The 14,321-nt window shown below is 64.7% G+C and carries 15 protein-coding genes; 7 read left to right on the forward strand and 8 right to left on the reverse strand.

The genetic code is table 11. The annotated features are described in order from the left end of the window. Positions 1-50: 50 nt before the first annotated feature. A complete protein-coding gene (locus G8O24_RS08275) occupies positions 51-614 on the forward strand; it encodes a chlorite dismutase family protein (protein ID WP_188098232.1) in 564 nt (187 codons plus the stop codon). Here the strand turns inward: G8O24_RS08275 and G8O24_RS08280 are convergent. Continuing rightward, complete coding sequence (locus tag G8O24_RS08280; protein WP_188098305.1) at positions 611-1,009, reverse strand: gamma-glutamylcyclotransferase family protein; 399 nt, start codon at positions 1,007-1,009, stop codon at positions 611-613. The two genes, G8O24_RS08275 and G8O24_RS08280, sit on opposite strands and share 4 nt — an antisense overlap. Before the next feature lie 75 nt (positions 1,010-1,084). On the opposite strand from G8O24_RS08280, the gene G8O24_RS08285 reads away from it, so the two are divergent. Beyond that, positions 1,085-1,906, forward strand: coding sequence for an N-formylglutamate amidohydrolase (locus G8O24_RS08285; protein WP_188098234.1), 822 nt, complete (start codon positions 1,085-1,087; stop codon positions 1,904-1,906). A 5-nt stretch (positions 1,907-1,911) separates the two neighbouring features. Here the strand turns inward: G8O24_RS08285 and G8O24_RS08290 are convergent, their stop codons facing one another. Genes G8O24_RS08290 through G8O24_RS08300 form a run of 3 tightly spaced genes read right to left on the reverse strand, consistent with a single transcriptional unit; the run spans position 1,912 to position 4,571 of the window. Then, positions 1,912-2,529, reverse strand: coding sequence for a LysE family translocator (locus G8O24_RS08290; protein ID WP_188098306.1), 618 nt, complete (start codon positions 2,527-2,529; stop codon positions 1,912-1,914). A gap of 51 nt (positions 2,530-2,580) precedes the next feature. Then, positions 2,581-3,123, reverse strand: coding sequence for a hypothetical protein (locus G8O24_RS08295; RefSeq protein ID WP_188098236.1), 543 nt, complete (start codon positions 3,121-3,123; stop codon positions 2,581-2,583). A gap of 2 nt (positions 3,124-3,125) precedes the next feature. Beyond that, entirely contained in the window at positions 3,126-4,571 is a 1,446-nt protein-coding gene (locus G8O24_RS08300; RefSeq protein WP_188098238.1) for an LVIVD repeat-containing protein, read from the reverse strand. A 116-nt stretch (positions 4,572-4,687) separates the two neighbouring features. Between G8O24_RS08300 and G8O24_RS08305 the strand changes: the two genes are divergently transcribed. From G8O24_RS08305 to G8O24_RS08315, 3 genes are read left to right on the forward strand one after another with little or no spacing between them, the layout of a single operon-like run. Then, the gene (locus G8O24_RS08305; RefSeq protein ID WP_008544842.1) at positions 4,688-5,002 is read left to right on the forward strand and encodes an ArsR/SmtB family transcription factor; all 315 of its coding nucleotides are present in this window, start codon (positions 4,688-4,690) and stop codon (positions 5,000-5,002) included. Next, entirely contained in the window at positions 4,995-5,465 is a 471-nt protein-coding gene (locus tag G8O24_RS08310; RefSeq protein WP_188098240.1) for an SRPBCC family protein, read from the forward strand. The genes G8O24_RS08305 and G8O24_RS08310 overlap by 8 nt, the downstream gene beginning before the upstream one ends. Continuing rightward, positions 5,462-5,974 carry an SRPBCC family protein gene (locus tag G8O24_RS08315; protein ID WP_188098242.1) on the forward strand — a complete coding sequence of 171 codons (513 nt, stop codon included), beginning with the start codon at positions 5,462-5,464 and terminating at the stop codon, positions 5,972-5,974. The genes G8O24_RS08310 and G8O24_RS08315 overlap by 4 nt, the downstream gene beginning before the upstream one ends. A gap of 117 nt (positions 5,975-6,091) precedes the next feature. On the opposite strand, the gene G8O24_RS08320 is transcribed toward G8O24_RS08315, so the two are convergent. After that, positions 6,092-6,865, reverse strand: coding sequence for a DUF2189 domain-containing protein (locus G8O24_RS08320; RefSeq protein ID WP_188098244.1), 774 nt, complete (start codon positions 6,863-6,865; stop codon positions 6,092-6,094). Between the two features lie 240 nt (positions 6,866-7,105). Here G8O24_RS08320 and G8O24_RS08325 point away from each other — a divergent pair, with 240 nt between their 5' ends. Beyond that, on the forward strand, positions 7,106-9,328 hold the full coding sequence (locus G8O24_RS08325) for an ATP-binding protein (protein WP_188098246.1): 2,223 nt from the start codon (positions 7,106-7,108) through the stop codon (positions 9,326-9,328). Between the two features lie 225 nt (positions 9,329-9,553). Here the strand turns inward: G8O24_RS08325 and G8O24_RS08330 are convergent, their stop codons facing one another. The 3 genes from G8O24_RS08330 to G8O24_RS08340 form a co-directional block, all read right to left on the reverse strand. Beyond that, positions 9,554-11,164, reverse strand: a complete 1,611-nt coding sequence (locus G8O24_RS08330; protein ID WP_188098248.1) for an acyl-CoA synthetase — start codon at positions 11,162-11,164, stop codon at positions 9,554-9,556. A gap of 3 nt (positions 11,165-11,167) precedes the next feature. Beyond that, entirely contained in the window at positions 11,168-12,304 is a 1,137-nt protein-coding gene (locus tag G8O24_RS08335) for an epoxide hydrolase family protein (protein ID WP_188098250.1), read from the reverse strand. Between the two features lie 97 nt (positions 12,305-12,401). Beyond that, positions 12,402-12,857, reverse strand: coding sequence for a GatB/YqeY domain-containing protein (locus G8O24_RS08340; protein ID WP_188098252.1), 456 nt, complete (start codon positions 12,855-12,857; stop codon positions 12,402-12,404). Between the two features lie 229 nt (positions 12,858-13,086). Here G8O24_RS08340 and carA point away from each other — a divergent pair, with 229 nt between their 5' ends. Further along, positions 13,087-14,277: a glutamine-hydrolyzing carbamoyl-phosphate synthase small subunit gene (gene carA, locus G8O24_RS08345; RefSeq protein WP_188098254.1), complete on the forward strand. Its 1,191-nt coding sequence runs from the start codon at positions 13,087-13,089 to the stop codon at positions 14,275-14,277. Positions 14,278-14,321 lie beyond the last annotated feature (44 nt).

Raw genomic sequence — 14,321 nt, forward strand, 5'->3', positions numbered from 1 at the left:
TGACGGCGAGCCCCCCTTGAACCCCGCCCGGTTCCACGCTTCGATAGGCCATGTTCAGGACCTTTCGGGGTGGCCAGAGCGGGGGCTGGCGCGTGACCTCGATCTCGCCTGTGGCGGGCGAACCCCTGCCCTTCATGCCGGCGCTGTCGGTGACCGACGGCGATGCCGTCGCGCTGCCGCTGGTGCCCTCGCGCAATGCCTGGCGGCTGGTCGGCGTGGCGAGCAGCCTGCGCTACACGGAGCGGCCCGAGAAGCAGCAGCTCGTCGCCGTGCAGGCCGGCCTCGGCCGGGTCGAAGCGACCTGTGCGGCGCTGATCCCGATCCGCAAGTCGCAGGCCTGGTGGGAGCTGACGCAGGAAGAGCGGCGCAAGATCTTCGAGGACAAATCGCACCACATCGCCAGCAGCCTGCGTTTTCTGCCCGCGGTGGCGCGTCAGCTCTATCACTGCCGCGATCTCGGCGAGCCCTTCGATTTCCTGACCTGGTTCGAGTTCGCGCCGGCTCATGCCTCGCTGTTCGAGGAGCTGGTCGGGATGCTCCGGCGCACTGAAGAGTGGAGCTATGTCGAGCGCGAGGTGGACGTGCGCATGGTGAAGGAAGTGCTGTCGGCTTAATGGTCCAGGAAGCGCCCGGACTCGATGAACGGCAGGCCCGCCACCGGCCAATTGTAGACGTAAGTCCAGGCCGGCGCTGTGACGCCGTCCGCGCCTGATACGTCGATCAGCTGGCGCAGATATTCGGTCGGCTCCGGAAAGCCCTCGCCGCAGGCCTCGTACATGTCGAGCTCGCGCAAAAGTTCGTCACCGGCGCGCAAGCGAAAAAGCTCGCCGTGAACGATGTCCGCTGACGCCTCGGATAGCAGCAATCCCGGATAATGCTTCACCAGCACGAGCCGGCCGCGGCAGGTCGCTTCGCCGAGGAAATCCGCATGCTGCGCCAACAGCCGCGCCATCGGATGGTCGAAGCCGCGCATCAACGTGCCGTAGACGAAGAGACGATCGGAGGTCATGCTGTTCGAACGTTGCGGCGCCGGTGCAATGGGGTTACTCCGTTTCAACAGATTATCCTTTCAGAGGCAATCGGGATGGACCTGCACACAGCCGGGGCGACGGATCAACCCGTGACGGATCAACTCCTGGGCGAGGGCGATATTCCGCCCGTGCATGAGGTGAATGCGGAGGGCACATCGCCTTTCCTGCTCACATCGGACCATTACGGCCGCATCCTGCCGCGCGCGCTAGGCGACCTCGGCATTGCCGAGAGCGAGCTTGTCAGGCACATCGCCTGGGACATCGGCATCGCCGGCGTCGCCGACCGGCTCGCCAAGATGCTGGACGCGCATCTCATCGCACAACGCTACTCGCGGCTCGTGATCGACTGCAACCGCCCGCCTGGCGTCGCGAGCTCGATTCCCGTGATTTCGGAAGCGACGATGGTGCCGCGCAACGAGGGCATCTCCGAAAGCGAGCGCGGGCTAAGGCGGCGCGAGATCTTCGAGCCCTATCATCGTCGCATCGATGCGGTAATCGACGGCCGCCTGCGCGACAAGCGGCCGACGGTGCTGGTGTCGCTGCACAGTTTCACGCCGGTCTATGCCGGCGTCGCGCGGCCCTGGCACATCGGCGCGCTGTACAACCGCGACAAGGTGCTGCCGAAGCTGCTGCTCGGACATCTGCGCGCCGAGGGCGATCTCGTCGTGGGCGACAACGAACCCTACGCGGCGAGCGATCTCACCGATTACACCATTCCCGTCCACGGCGAGGCGCGCGGTCTCGTCAACACCGGCATCGAGATCCGCCAGGATCTGATCGCCGATCAATCCGGCCAGCAGCAATGGGCGGAGCGGCTGGCGCGGATCTTTGCGGAGATCGAAACGGAGTTGAAGCCGGAACTGCTGCCCGGCTAGCCGGCTCATTTGGCCCGGATCAACGCCAGCCAGATGCCGCCGCCGATCATGAAGCCGCCGGAGACGCGCGACACCAGGCGGGTGCGGCGCGCGGAGAAAAAGCCGCGGACCTGACCGGCCAGCAACGCGTAGATTCCGTCGGTCAATCCGGCCAGCACCATGAAGGTCAATCCGAGCACCAGGACCTGCGACAAATGATCCTTGCTCATGTCCATGAATTGCGGAATGAACGCGCCGAAGAACACCAGGAGCTTCGGGTTCGACAACGCCACGACGAAGCCCTGCAACAGAAAGCCTCCGCGCGGAGGCGGCGGCGGGGCATCGGCGGAGACGCCTTCAACCGGCGAGCGGATCAGCTTGATGCCGAGCCAGACCAGATAGGCCGCACCCGCAAAGCGCACCCAGTTGAACCAATAGCCCATCGTCGCCATCAGCGTGGTCAGGCCGACCGCGAGGATGCCGATCACGATCAACAGCCCGATCTGCACGCCGAGAATGTTGGTGAGCGCCGGGCGTGTGCCGTACCGCAGCCCGTTGGCGACGACGAGCGTGACGATCGGCCCCGGCAGCAGCGCGAGCGCAATGCAGGCGGCGATAAAGGCGAGATAGGCTTGCATGGACATCATGGGGAGGGCTCAAGGCTGAAGGCATTTGACGGTATTAATGCATGGCACTTACTTCCCGTCCAGCGCCGACATCATCCACGCTTTCATCTCCGGCGTCTTGAGGAACACGAGCGCCGCGTGCCGCATCGCGTTGGCGTCGCCTCGCCCCTGCGCCGCCGCGACGACGAGGTCGCACCGCCGTGAGAGGGCGATACCGGTCGCGGTGTGGCGCGCGCCATCAGCCATCGCGAGATCATAGGCCCGGGCGCGACCGCGCATGCCACCGACATGCACCGCCTCGCCCGGCGCCCTCGCGGCGAAGCGCGGGGTGATCAGGTCGAGATCGGCGACGCGATCGACCTCATCGTCATCGGCGACGCCGCCCTCGCAATTGCAGAAGCCGCGCTTGGCGCGGACATAGAGCTCGGTGCCGTCGCAGCCACCGCCCTCGCAACGAAACGCGCGGCCCGCGGGCCAGCCGTCGCGCGGGAACGGCCAGGCGAGCTCGCGCCATCCAGCAGATGCCGGCGCGGGCTGCGGCACAAGCTGATCCGCGCCGACGCCGGACACGCCCAGCGCCACTGCCGCCGCGATCGCCGCCGCGCGCCGCATCGTCAGTTCTTCGGCAGGCCGGCCACGGTGCGCGCCGGCCCGGTCAGCTCGAGAATGTGCAGGCCGGTGTTGGCGCGATCGACGATGTAGATGTAGCCGCGGTCGTCGGTCTCGACATTGTTGGTCTGGATCGCGACCTTGCAGCGCTCGCCGCCCTCGACCGGAATGCACCGCTTGTCGGTCGCCTGCGTGATCGACGGAATGAAGTAGCCGACCTCCTTCGGATGATAGGGGTCGCGGATGTCGAGCGCGCGCACCCCGGCATTGAAGAAGGCGATGAAGGCCATCTTCTTGTAATAGACCGGCGCCATGCTTTCGTTCGAGGAATGCGAGCCGAAGCGGCCGCCGCGCTGGCAGAACTGCCCGCTCGCCTCCGGCACGGTGTAGCTCGAGATCATCATCGGCCGCGTCTCGGTGGTGACGTCAGCGAACCACACCATCTGCCGCGCCTCACCGCATTCGTTGAGGATCGCTTCATCCACGATCATGACGATGTCGCGCGTCTTGCCGTCCTTGTCGTCGGCGAACTCGGTGACCGGCATGTCGAGCATCGGAAACGTCGTGTGCGCGCCGTTGAACGCGGACATCGGCAGCCGCGAGATCTCGGGATAGCGCAGATTGTCCGGCGTCGGCTCCTTCGGCCCATTCAGGAGCTTGTCGCGGTCGACGATCTGCAGAATTCCCCCTTTGTTGGTGCCGTAGCCGAAATAGACCCGGTTGCCGTTGGGCCCGGTCGAGATCGGTCCGTGCAGTTCGGTCGGGACGGCACCGGTCGATCCGGGCTCCTGACCGGGCAGGCCGAAGTCGCGGATCTTCTGCGGATGCGCGGGATCTGCGAGATCATAGATTTGCGTCATGCGCCGCGTCCGCCAGTCCGGTGCGCCCGAAACGAGCAAGGCGATGCCGGTGTCGCACTCCCACCAGTTCTTGTGCGTATCCTTCAATCCACCGATGCGCGTGATCAGGACCGGATTGGCGGGATCGACGACATTCCAGATCTCATGCGCCTCGCTGCCGAAGGTGCGCAGCATATAGACCGCGTTGGGATCGCCCTTGGGCAGGGACTTGCCGTCGCAGACCCGCACCATCTGCGCACCGCCGGATTCGTACTTGCCTTCCTGCCCCGGCAGGTGCCTGAGATATTTCGGATGCGCGGGATCGGTGACGTCGACGATCGAGGTCCCGTTCGGCTCCGCCTTGCCCGTCATCGGATTGACGGGTGCCGGCACGTCATCGGTGCCGCCGTGATGGCCGATATAGGCGATCCAGCGATCGCCCTGGTGATGGATGGTCGGCTGATAGGCGCTACGCGCCTGGAGATCGTTAAAGCCGACCAGCTTCATGTTCGACGCCTCGGGCGGCGCACCGATGGTCTGCTTCTGGGCATGAACGAGGGCGCTGCCGGCGAAAAAGACGAGGGCGGCAGCAGTCAGGACGCAACGGAACATCAAAGTCCTCCCGGAACCAATCTGCGTTGGCTGAGCTTCAACGCTAGCACAGCCATTTGCATGCGCCAAAGACACCATCTTGACATGCAACCATTTGGTTGCCTATTATCGCCACCATGGATGAGGTCTTCAAAGCGCTCGCCGATGCGTCACGACGATCGCTGCTGGACAGGCTTCACGCCAGGAACGGTCAGACGCTGAACGAACTTTGCGAAGGCCTCGCGATGACGCGGCAGGCGGTGACAAAGCACCTGGTCATTCTCGAAGAGGCCAATCTGGTCACGACCATCAGGCATGGCCGCGAGAAGCTGCACTATCTCAATCCGGTGCCGATCCACCAGATCGGCGAGCGCTGGATCAGGAAATTCGAGCGCGGCAAGCTCGCCGCGCTCAGCGAATTGAAACGCCAGTTGGAGAAGCGTGATGAGTAAGCCGCAATTCGTCTATGTCACCTATATCGAGACCACGCCGGAGAAGCTCTGGGAGGCGCTGACGTCGAGCGAGTTCACCCGGCAATATTGGTTCGGCGCCGAGGTCCGCTCCGACTGGACGGTCGGCTCGCCCTTCGCGCTCACACTCGACGGCGAGGTCACCGATTCCGGCGAGATCCTCGAGGCCGATCCGCCGCGGCGCCTGTCCTACAGCTTCAAGCACCACAAATACGAAGAGCTGCGCGGCGAACCGATCTCGCGGGTCGTGTTCACCCTCGAACCCTTCGGCCCGGTCGTGCGTCTGACCGTGCTGCATGACGGCTTCATCGAGGGCGGAAAATATCTCGGCGCCGTCTCCAACGGCTGGCCGGCGATCCTGTCCCAGCTCAAGAGCCTGCTGGAGACTGGCAAGTTGCTCAACATCACGCGCGCAGCCCTCAACAAGGGATTTGACGCAAAATGAAGCTCGATCAGTTCAAGCCGCTGACGGTCTACACCATCTACATCGCCTCCACGCCGGAGAAGGTGTGGGAGGCGCTGACCTCTGCCGAGTTCAGCAGGCAATACTTCTTCGGCAACGCCGTTGAGGTCGAGCCGCGGCTCGGCGGCGCCTTCATCGTGCGCACGCCTGACGGCGCCGTGCATATCAGCGGCGAGGTGCTCGCCTACGATCCGCCGCGCAAGCTTGCGGTAACGTTCAACGTCAACTGGCCCGAGTTGATCGAGAAGCTGGGACCGACCCTCGTCACCTACGACATCGAGCAAATCGGCGACGCGGTCCGGCTCACGATGAGCGAAGGCCATGACCGCGAACTCAGCGATGACATCCTGTCCGGCGGGCGCTCGGGCTGGCCCGCGATCCTCTCGAGCCTCAAGAGCGTGCTCGAAACCGGCAATCCACTCGCCGTCAGGCTCGGCCCGCCGCAGCGGATGCTGGATGCGCTGAAGGCGATGGGCATCAAGACGCCGTAGGTCGCCGCAACCTCAGTATGGTAGGGTGGGCAAAGGCGCACTTGCGCCGTGCCCACGTCTTCCCATCGAATAGCAAAGACGTGGGCACGCTTCGCTTTGCCCACCCTACGGCACCGGTCACGGAAGGGGCACCACCAACCGCCGATAAAGATGCCACGTCGCGTGCCCGAGCACGGGAAGCGTCACCACCAGACCGAGGAAGTACGGCAGCGCCGAGACGATCAGCAGCATCACGATGACAGCCGCCCAGCCGATCATCGGCAATGGACTCGTCACGACCGCGCGCACGCTGGTCACCATGGCCGTGACAAAATCGACCTCGCGGTCGAGCAGCAGCGGAAACGACACCACGGTCAGTGAGAACAAGATCAGCGACAACACGGCGCCGACCGCGTTGCCGATGGCGAGAAACAGCAGGCCTTCGTTGGTCGTCAGCACCACCGTCATGAATTCCTGCAGGCTCGAGAACGAGGCGTGCAGGCCGAGCAGGAGCGCGATCAACAGCCGCACCTGATACATCCAGATCACGAACACGAACAGCGTGACGAAGGCCATCCAGCCGATCTCGCCGCGCGAACGGATCGCCGACCAGATCGTGGCAAAGGATACCGGCTCGCAACGCTCCCTGCGGCGGCTCACCTCGTAGAGGCCGATCGCGACGAATGGCCCGATCAGCGCGAAGCCCGCCGCCAGCGGATAGGCGAGATAGACCATCCCGAAGGCGGTGAGACAGAGCATGATGATGATGCCGCCGGCGGCGTAGAGCGCCCCGAAGGCGACGCCATAGAGCGGCAGGGCCTGAAAATCGCGCAGGCCCTCGACGAGGGCCTCGGCGATGTCCGTCGCCGCGACGGGACGCACCACAGGATCGACTTTGCCCGAGACGGACATCAGCTTCCTCCCCACTTTGGCGCGATCTTTCGTCGCGCACCCCAAGATATTAGCGCCACTGCGCGCACGCGCAACTCGACACTGGACGACGGGCTAGATTGTAGCGACGTCCCGATGCACGCGCGCCAGAACCTTGACCTTCGGTCAGGTTTTCGCATCGATGGCTATGGACTGGGCGGACGATCGTGCCGCAAATTGTACCTCCAACGAACACGCGCGACGAGCGGACCCTTCCTACCGATGAGCCTGCGTACCCGGTTACTGATCCTCGTCATCGCGGCCATGCTGGTACCCGCGAGCCTCGTCGGCTTGCGCTTCGTGCAGAATCGCAGCAGCGAGATCGAGGCAGCCCTGGCCAATCTAGCCGCATCCGCCGACGACATCGCCAGCGATCTGAACGAGAAGATCCAGGGCACCGCGCAGCTTCACTACGGCCTCGCCCGCGCCCGCGACCTCGACACGCGCGACAAGGCGGCTTGCTCGGCGTTTCTGTCCGACGTGCGCGAAGAATATCCGCAGTTCACGGGAATCCTGACCATCGACCCCGATGGCAGCCTGTTCTGCGATTCACTGCGGACCAACCGCGTCCTCGACCTGAATGATCGCGCCTATTTCAAGCAGGCAAAGGTCTCGCAAGGCGCCGTCGCGGTGGAGCCGGTGTTCGGCCGCCTGACCGGAATATCGGTGCTCCAGATCGCCTATCCGGTGCGATCGGACACCGGCGCGCTGAAATTCGTCCTGCTCGCCTCCTTCAACCTGAACAAGTTCGCGGAGTTTCACGACAAGCGCTTGCTCGCCGAGATCCTGCTCGTCGACAGCAAAGGGACGATCCTCGTCGCCCCCAAGACAGGCAGTTGGAACCAGCCGGTCGGCGCGTCGATCGCGGGGACTGACCTGTTTGGTTTCGCGGCATCGCCCGACGGCGAGGCGTCGCGCGAACTGGCCGATCGCGAAGGCCACAGACAGGTCTGGGCCGTGGCCCGCTCGCCCGCGATCCGCAGCGCCGGTCTCTACATTCTGGTCGGACGTTCCAAGGACGGACTGGTCGCGGCGGCGAACCGCAGGCTCTTTGAGGACTTGGCGATCCTCGCGGTGGCCTCGCTGCTGCTGCTCGCCGGCATCTGGATCCTGGCGACGGTCAGCATCGGACGCCAGGTGGGACGGCTCGCCGCAATGGCAAAGCGGCTCGGGCTTGGCGACCTCAGCGCACGCATTCCCCCGCCGCATCCCAGCGGCGAATTGGGGGGACTGATGGCCCTGCTGAACGGCACCGCCGAGTCGCTCGAGCAACAGCGCGCCGCCATCGCGGACCTCAGTCACAAGCTCAGCCAGTCCCAGAAGATGGAAGCCATGGGCCAGCTCACCGGCGGCGTGGCGCATGATTTCAACAATCTCCTCACCGTCATTCTCGGCAATTCCGAGCATCTTGCCGACAGTCTGGCGGGCAACAGGGACTTGCAGCGGATCGCCGGCGACATCGCAACCGCCGCCGAGCGCGGCTCGGACCTGACGCGCAGCCTTCTCGCCTTCGCGCGCAAGCAGCCGCTGCGACCAAGCGAGATCGACATCGCCGAGAAGGTCGTCGGCATGGAGCAGCTGTTGCGCCGGTCGCTCGGCGAGCACATCGAGTGCAGCTTCGCGTTCGGCGCCGATCTGTGGCTGACCAGCGTCGACCCCGGCCAGCTCGCGACCGCCCTGCTTAATCTCGTGCTCAATGCGCGCGACGCGATGCCAGGTGGCGGCGGGCTGACGGTCGAGGTTCGCAATGTTTCGCTCGGGCCATCCGATCTCGATGTCAACGGCGAACCGCACCCTGGAGATTACGTCATGGTGGCCGTGACGGATACGGGATGCGGCATGGCAGCAGACGTCGCGGGCCGCGCGTTCGAACCGTTCTTCACCACCAAGGAGGTGGGCAAGGGCACAGGCCTCGGCCTCAGCATGGTCTACGGATTCGCGCAGCAATCCGGCGGGCTCGTGCAACTCCAGTCTGAGCCAGGACAAGGCAGCGTCGTCAGGCTGTTCTTTCCTCGTATCGCGGCGACGCCGGGCGAGGATTCGATCCCCCCAGAGCAGGTCACGGCACCCGACGGAAGCGAGACCATTCTCGTCGTTGAAGACGACGACATGGTGCGAGCCTATGTCGAATGCCAGCTCCGGACGCTCGGCTACCGCGTCATCGCGACGTCGAGCGGACCGGCGGCACTGGACGTGCTGCGCCAGCGAGGAGACATCCATCTGCTGTTCACCGATGTCGTCATGCCCGGCGGCATGTTCGGGCCGGAGCTTGCGCGGCAGGCGACGGCCTTACGCCCTGGCCTCAAGGTGCTCTTTACGTCCGGCTACAGCCAGGATCCCGTCAAGACTCCCGACGGGGTCGACGCCCGCATTCTGACGAAACCGTTCAAGCGGCAGGATCTCGCCGCGATGCTGCGGACCGCCCTGTCGGGGACACCACGCTAGGGCGTGATGGGATGGGGTTGCATCAAGCCGCCGCGGGCTCGGTGCACCTCTCCCGCTTGCGGGAGAGGTCGGCGCAACGCGCCGGGTGAGGGTTCTTTCCTCTGGGGGACTGTCCCGTTGCGGAGAAACCCTCTCCCCGACCCTCCCCCGCATCCGCCTTCGCCCGAAGGCGGGCTTCGGCGCGACAGGAGCGGGGGAGGGAGCGCACCTCCCTTGTGTCAGAAGCTAACCTCTCGCCCGCAACTCGCGCCGCAGCACCTTGCCCGTCGCCGTCATCGGCAAGGTCTCGGCGAACTCGACAAAGCGTGGATATTCGTGGGCCGCGAGCTGAACCTTCACGAACTCCTGGATCTCGCGCGCGAGCGCATCACTGGCCGCAAAGCCTGGACGCAGCACGATCCAGGCCTTGATCGACTCGGTGCGAATGGGATCGGGGATGCCGACCACAGCCGCCATCGCCACCGACGGATGCTTCATCAGCGTATGCTCGATCTCGGATGGGCCGACGCGATAGCCGGCGGTGGTGATGACGTCGTCCTCGCGACTGACGTACCAGAAATAGCCGTCCGCATCCTGCACGCCGAGATCTCCGGTCAGCAGAAACTCGCCGACATATTTCTTCGCCGTCGCCTCCGGGTTGCGCCAGTATTCGAGCATGGTGACGGGACATGGCTGGCGCACGCCGATGATGCCGCGCTGGCCGCGGGGCTGCTCCTCGCCCTTGTCGTTGACGATGCGGACGTCGAAGCCCGGCGTCGCCTTGCCCATCGAACCGGGCCGGATCGGAAACAGGTTGGAGTTGCTGCCGATCACAAGATTGCACTCGGTCTGGCCGAACACCTCGTGCGCGTCGATGCCGAAGGTCTCGCGCACCCAGCCGAGCAGCTCGCCGCCGAGCGATTCACCGCCGGTGAAAATGCTGCGCAGCTTGACGCCCGCGTGCTTCACCCCGGCCTGGCGCATCAGCTTCAGCGCGGTCGGCGGCAGGAAGACGTTGCGGACGCCGAGATCGGCCATCATCTGCATCGCCGCCTGCGGCTCGAACTTTCGGGCGCGATGACCGACCAGCGGAATGCCGTGATACCAGAACGAGAACAGGCCGTTGACGAGGCCGCCGATCCAGGCCCAGTCGGCCGGCGTCCACATCAGATCACCCGGGCGCGGCAGGAAGTTGTGGCACATCTCGACATTGGGCAGATGACCGAGCACGAAGCGGTGCGCATGCAGCGCGCCCTTGGGATTGCCCGTGGTGCCCGAGGTGTAGATGATGACGGCGGGATCGTCGGCCGAGGTGTCGACACGGGCGAAGTCGGCCGGCGCGCTCTTCAGCGCATGCCAGAACGATTGGGTGCCGGCCGGCGCACGCTCACCGACGACATAGACGTTCTTCAGTTCCGGCAGGCGATCGCGAATCTTCGAAAGCTTCTCCCAGCCGCCCGCGTCGGTGACAATAGCCTTCGCCTCCGAATTCGACAGACGGAATTCCAGTGCGTCCTCGCCGAACAGTGCGAACAGGGGAATCGAGATCATCGCCGAACGAAACGCCGCCATATGCACGATCGGCAGTTCCAGCGATTGCGACAGGAACACCGCGACGCGATCGCCGCGCACGAGGCCATCGGCCTTCAGCACATTGGCGAAGCGGCGCGAGGCCTCGGCGACCTCGTCGAAGGAGGTGCGCGTGGTGGCGCCGGTCTCGTCGACATAGATGAGCGCGAGCCGGCCGGTGCCGTCGGCGTGGCGGTCGCAGCACGCCTCCGCGATATTGAATCGATCAGGGATGTCCCAGCGGAAATTGCGCGTGAGCTCGTCATACGTTGCGGCTTCGGTCAGCATGGCTCAGCGCACCGTCGCGAAGAATTTTCTGACATCGCGCACGAACAGCTCCGGCTGCTCGAAGGCGGCGAAATGTCCGCCCTTCTCCATCTCGCTCCAATGGGTGATGTCGGGAAAATTCGGTTCCATCCAGCGCCGCACCGGCGTGATGATCTCCTTGGGAAACACCGCCACCCCGGTCGGCACGGTCACTTTCGGTGGCGTTCGACGCTTGCCAAAACTCTCCCAATAGAGCCGCGCCGACGACGTCGCCGTCTCGGTCGCCCAATAGAGCATGACGTTGTCGAGCAGCTCGTCCTTGTCGAAGATATTTTCGGGATGACCGTCGCAATCGGTCCAGGCCCAGAACTTTTCCAGGATCCAGGCCGCCTGGCCGCTCGGCGAATCCGTGAGGCCATAGCCGAGCGTCTGCGGCCGGGTCGATTGCTGTTTCGAGTAACCGGAGTCGAGATCGACATAATGCTTGAGGCCGGCGAGCGCGCGTTTCTCCTCCGGCGTCGGCTCGCCCTCGACGTCAGGCGCGGCATTGAAGGCAAGCGTAATGTGGATACCGGCGCAATGTGCAGGGTCCTGCGCGCCGAGCGAGGTCGTCACCGCCGAGCCCCAATCGCCGCCTTGCGCGCCGTACCTGGCATAGCCAAGCCGGTCCATCAGCCTGGCCCAGGTCGCGGCGATGCGGTCGACACCCCAGCCGGTAGTTTTTGGCTTGGCCGAGAAGCCGAAGCCCGGGAGCGACGGGCAGATCACGTGAAAGGCATCCGCAGGATTGCCGCCATGGGCAACGGGATCGACCAGCGGCGCGATGACTTTCTGGAATTCGACGATCGAACCGGGCCAGCCATGGGTGATGATCAGCGGCAGCGCGTTTGCTTCTCGCGAACGCACATGCAGGAAGTGGATGTCGAGCCCGTCGATCTCGGTGGTGAACTGGTCGAAGCGATTGAGCTTTGCCTCACGGGCCCGCCAGTCGTAACCGTTGGCCCAATAGGCGCAGATCTCCTGGATCCATTTCAGCGGCGCGCCCTGGCTCCAGTCATCGACCAGCTCGGCCTCCGGCCAGCGCGTGCGGGCAAGGCGCGATTTGAGATCGGCGAGGATGTCGTCGCTGATGGCGATGCGGAACGGTTTGATGGCGGTCATCGGCGGCCTCCCGATTTTCTTATCGAAGAGAGTAGACCGAACAGGCGCCGCATCAAAGGTATCCCTTCTCTCCCCACAAGGGGAGAGGGGAAGAGAGCTAGCCCGACAAAGCCGCCTTCACCAGGCCGCTCGCCTTGCCGAAATCCATCTGTCCCGCGTATTTCGCGCGCAGCACCGCGATCACCTTGCCCATGTCCTTCATGCCGGCAGCGCCGGTCTCGGCGATGGCGTCGGCGATCGCCTTCTGCACCTCGTCGTCGGACATCTGCTTCGGCAGATAGGCCGAGATCACCGCGATCTCCTCGCGCTCCTGCGCAGCAAGCTCGGCGCGGCCGCCCTTGTCGTAGAGCTCGACCGCTTCCTGGCGCTGCTTGATCATCTTCTGCAGCACGGCGAGCAGATCGGCGTCGGACAGCGGCGGCTTGCCGTTGCCGCGGGCGTCGATGTCGGCGTTCTTGATGGTCGAGTTCACCATGCGCAGCGTGGAGAGCTTGCGCTCGTCCTTGGCCTTCATGGCCTCCTTGACCGCATTGTTGATGTCGTCGCGCAGCATGATCGTGATCCCTTCCGTCTATCGCCATGATCTAAGCTGTTCCCGGCAAAGAGGCCAGTGCGGACCCGTCATGAGAGGTTCATTGTTGCCCCGCCAGCGGCCAAAATGGCGCAAAATTGCCAAACCCGGCCTAAGTGCCTGAGGAGGCCTGCCAAATATGCAAAAACGCATGTGAATCCGCCGTTTCCCGCTTTGACGGCCGCGCGTGGGGGGCTTATGAAGCGGGCTCATGACACAACATGACAACGATCCCGCCTGGCCGGACCATAAACCGACCGCGCTCCTCGTGCTTGCCGATGGCACGGTGCTCGAAGGCTTTGGTCTCGGCGCCGAAGGCCATGCCGTCGGCGAGGTCTGCTTCAACACCGCGATGACCGGCTATGAGGAGATCCTGACCGATCCCTCCTATGCCGGCCAGCTCATCACCTTCACCTTCCCACATATCGGCAATGTCGGCACCAACGAGGACGACATCGAGACGGTGAACATGGCCGCGACGCCGGGCGCGCGCGGCGTGATCCTGCGCACCGCGATAACCGATCCCTCGAACTACCGCGCCACCAAGCATCTCGATGCCTGGCTGAAGGCGCGCGGCATCATCGGCCTTTCCGGCATCGACACCCGCGCCCTGACCGCGCTGATCCGCAGCAAGGGCATGCCCAATGCCGTGATCGCGCACGCCAAGAACGGCGAGTTCGACCTGCATGGCCTGAAGGAAGAAGCGCGCGAATGGCCCGGCCTCGAGGGCATGGACCTCGTGCCGATGGTCACCTCAGGCCAGCGCTTCACCTGGGACGAGACGCCGTGGCTGTGGGACAAGGGTTTTGGCCGCCAGGACAAGCCGGAGTTCAACGTCGTCGCCATCGATTACGGCATCAAGCGCAACATCTTGCGCCTGCTCGCCGGCGTCGGCTGCAAGGTGACGGTGGTGCCGGCGACGACCTCGTCCGCCGACATTCTGGCGATGAAGCCGGATGGCGTATTCCTGTCGAACGGCCCGGGCGATCCGGCCGCCACAGGCAAATACGCGGTCCCCGTGATCCAGGACGTCATCAAGTCGGGCACGCCGACCTTCGGCATCTGCCTCGGCCATCAGATGCTTGGTCTTGCCGTCGGCGCCAGGACCAAGAAGATGCATCAGGGCCATCACGGCGCCAATCACCCGGTGAAGGACGAAACCACCGGCAAGGTCGAGATCACCTCGATGAACCACGGCTTTGCCGTGGACGAGACGACGCTGCCCAAGGGCGCGACGCAGACCCACATCTCCCTGTTTGACGGGTCCAATTGCGGCATCCAGCTGGATGGCAAACCGGTGTTCTCGGTGCAGTACCACCCCGAGGCATCGCCGGGCCCGCGCGACTCGCACTATCTGTTCCAGCGCTTCGCCGACCTGATGCGGCAGAAGAAGAGCGCGTAAAGCCCACCAACGCCGGCGGACGATTGCGTCCGCTGGCCGCCGTC

The organism is Bradyrhizobium campsiandrae, assembly GCF_014529705.1.
GTDB lineage: Bacteria > Pseudomonadota > Alphaproteobacteria > Rhizobiales > Xanthobacteraceae > Bradyrhizobium > Bradyrhizobium campsiandrae.

Bases quoted from the DNA above. Each gene is read 5' to 3' on its own strand.
- G8O24_RS08290 (WP_188098306.1), bottom strand. From the start codon at position 2,529: ATGTCCATGCAAGCCTATCTCGCCTTTATCGCCGCCTGCATTGCGCTC.
- G8O24_RS08340 (WP_188098252.1), bottom strand. From the start codon at position 12,857: ATGCTGCGCGACGACATCAACAATGCGGTCAAGGAGGCCATGAAGGCC.
- G8O24_RS08275 (WP_188098232.1), top strand. From the start codon at position 51: ATGTTCAGGACCTTTCGGGGTGGCCAGAGCGGGGGCTGGCGCGTGACC.
- carA (WP_188098254.1), top strand. From the start codon at position 13,087: ATGACACAACATGACAACGATCCCGCCTGGCCGGACCATAAACCGACC.
- G8O24_RS08295 (WP_188098236.1), bottom strand. From the start codon at position 3,123: ATGCGGCGCGCGGCGGCGATCGCGGCGGCAGTGGCGCTGGGCGTGTCC.
- G8O24_RS08300 (WP_188098238.1), bottom strand. From the start codon at position 4,571: ATGTTCCGTTGCGTCCTGACTGCTGCCGCCCTCGTCTTTTTCGCCGGC.
- G8O24_RS08315 (WP_188098242.1), top strand. From the start codon at position 5,462: ATGAAGCTCGATCAGTTCAAGCCGCTGACGGTCTACACCATCTACATC.
- G8O24_RS08285 (WP_188098234.1), top strand. From the start codon at position 1,085: ATGGACCTGCACACAGCCGGGGCGACGGATCAACCCGTGACGGATCAA.
- G8O24_RS08330 (WP_188098248.1), bottom strand. From the start codon at position 11,164: ATGCTGACCGAAGCCGCAACGTATGACGAGCTCACGCGCAATTTCCGC.
- G8O24_RS08310 (WP_188098240.1), top strand. From the start codon at position 4,995: ATGAGTAAGCCGCAATTCGTCTATGTCACCTATATCGAGACCACGCCG.
- G8O24_RS08305 (WP_008544842.1), top strand. From the start codon at position 4,688: ATGGATGAGGTCTTCAAAGCGCTCGCCGATGCGTCACGACGATCGCTG.
- G8O24_RS08325 (WP_188098246.1), top strand. From the start codon at position 7,106: ATGAGCCTGCGTACCCGGTTACTGATCCTCGTCATCGCGGCCATGCTG.
- G8O24_RS08335 (WP_188098250.1), bottom strand. From the start codon at position 12,304: ATGACCGCCATCAAACCGTTCCGCATCGCCATCAGCGACGACATCCTC.
- G8O24_RS08320 (WP_188098244.1), bottom strand. From the start codon at position 6,865: ATGTCCGTCTCGGGCAAAGTCGATCCTGTGGTGCGTCCCGTCGCGGCG.
- G8O24_RS08280 (WP_188098305.1), bottom strand. From the start codon at position 1,009: ATGACCTCCGATCGTCTCTTCGTCTACGGCACGTTGATGCGCGGCTTC.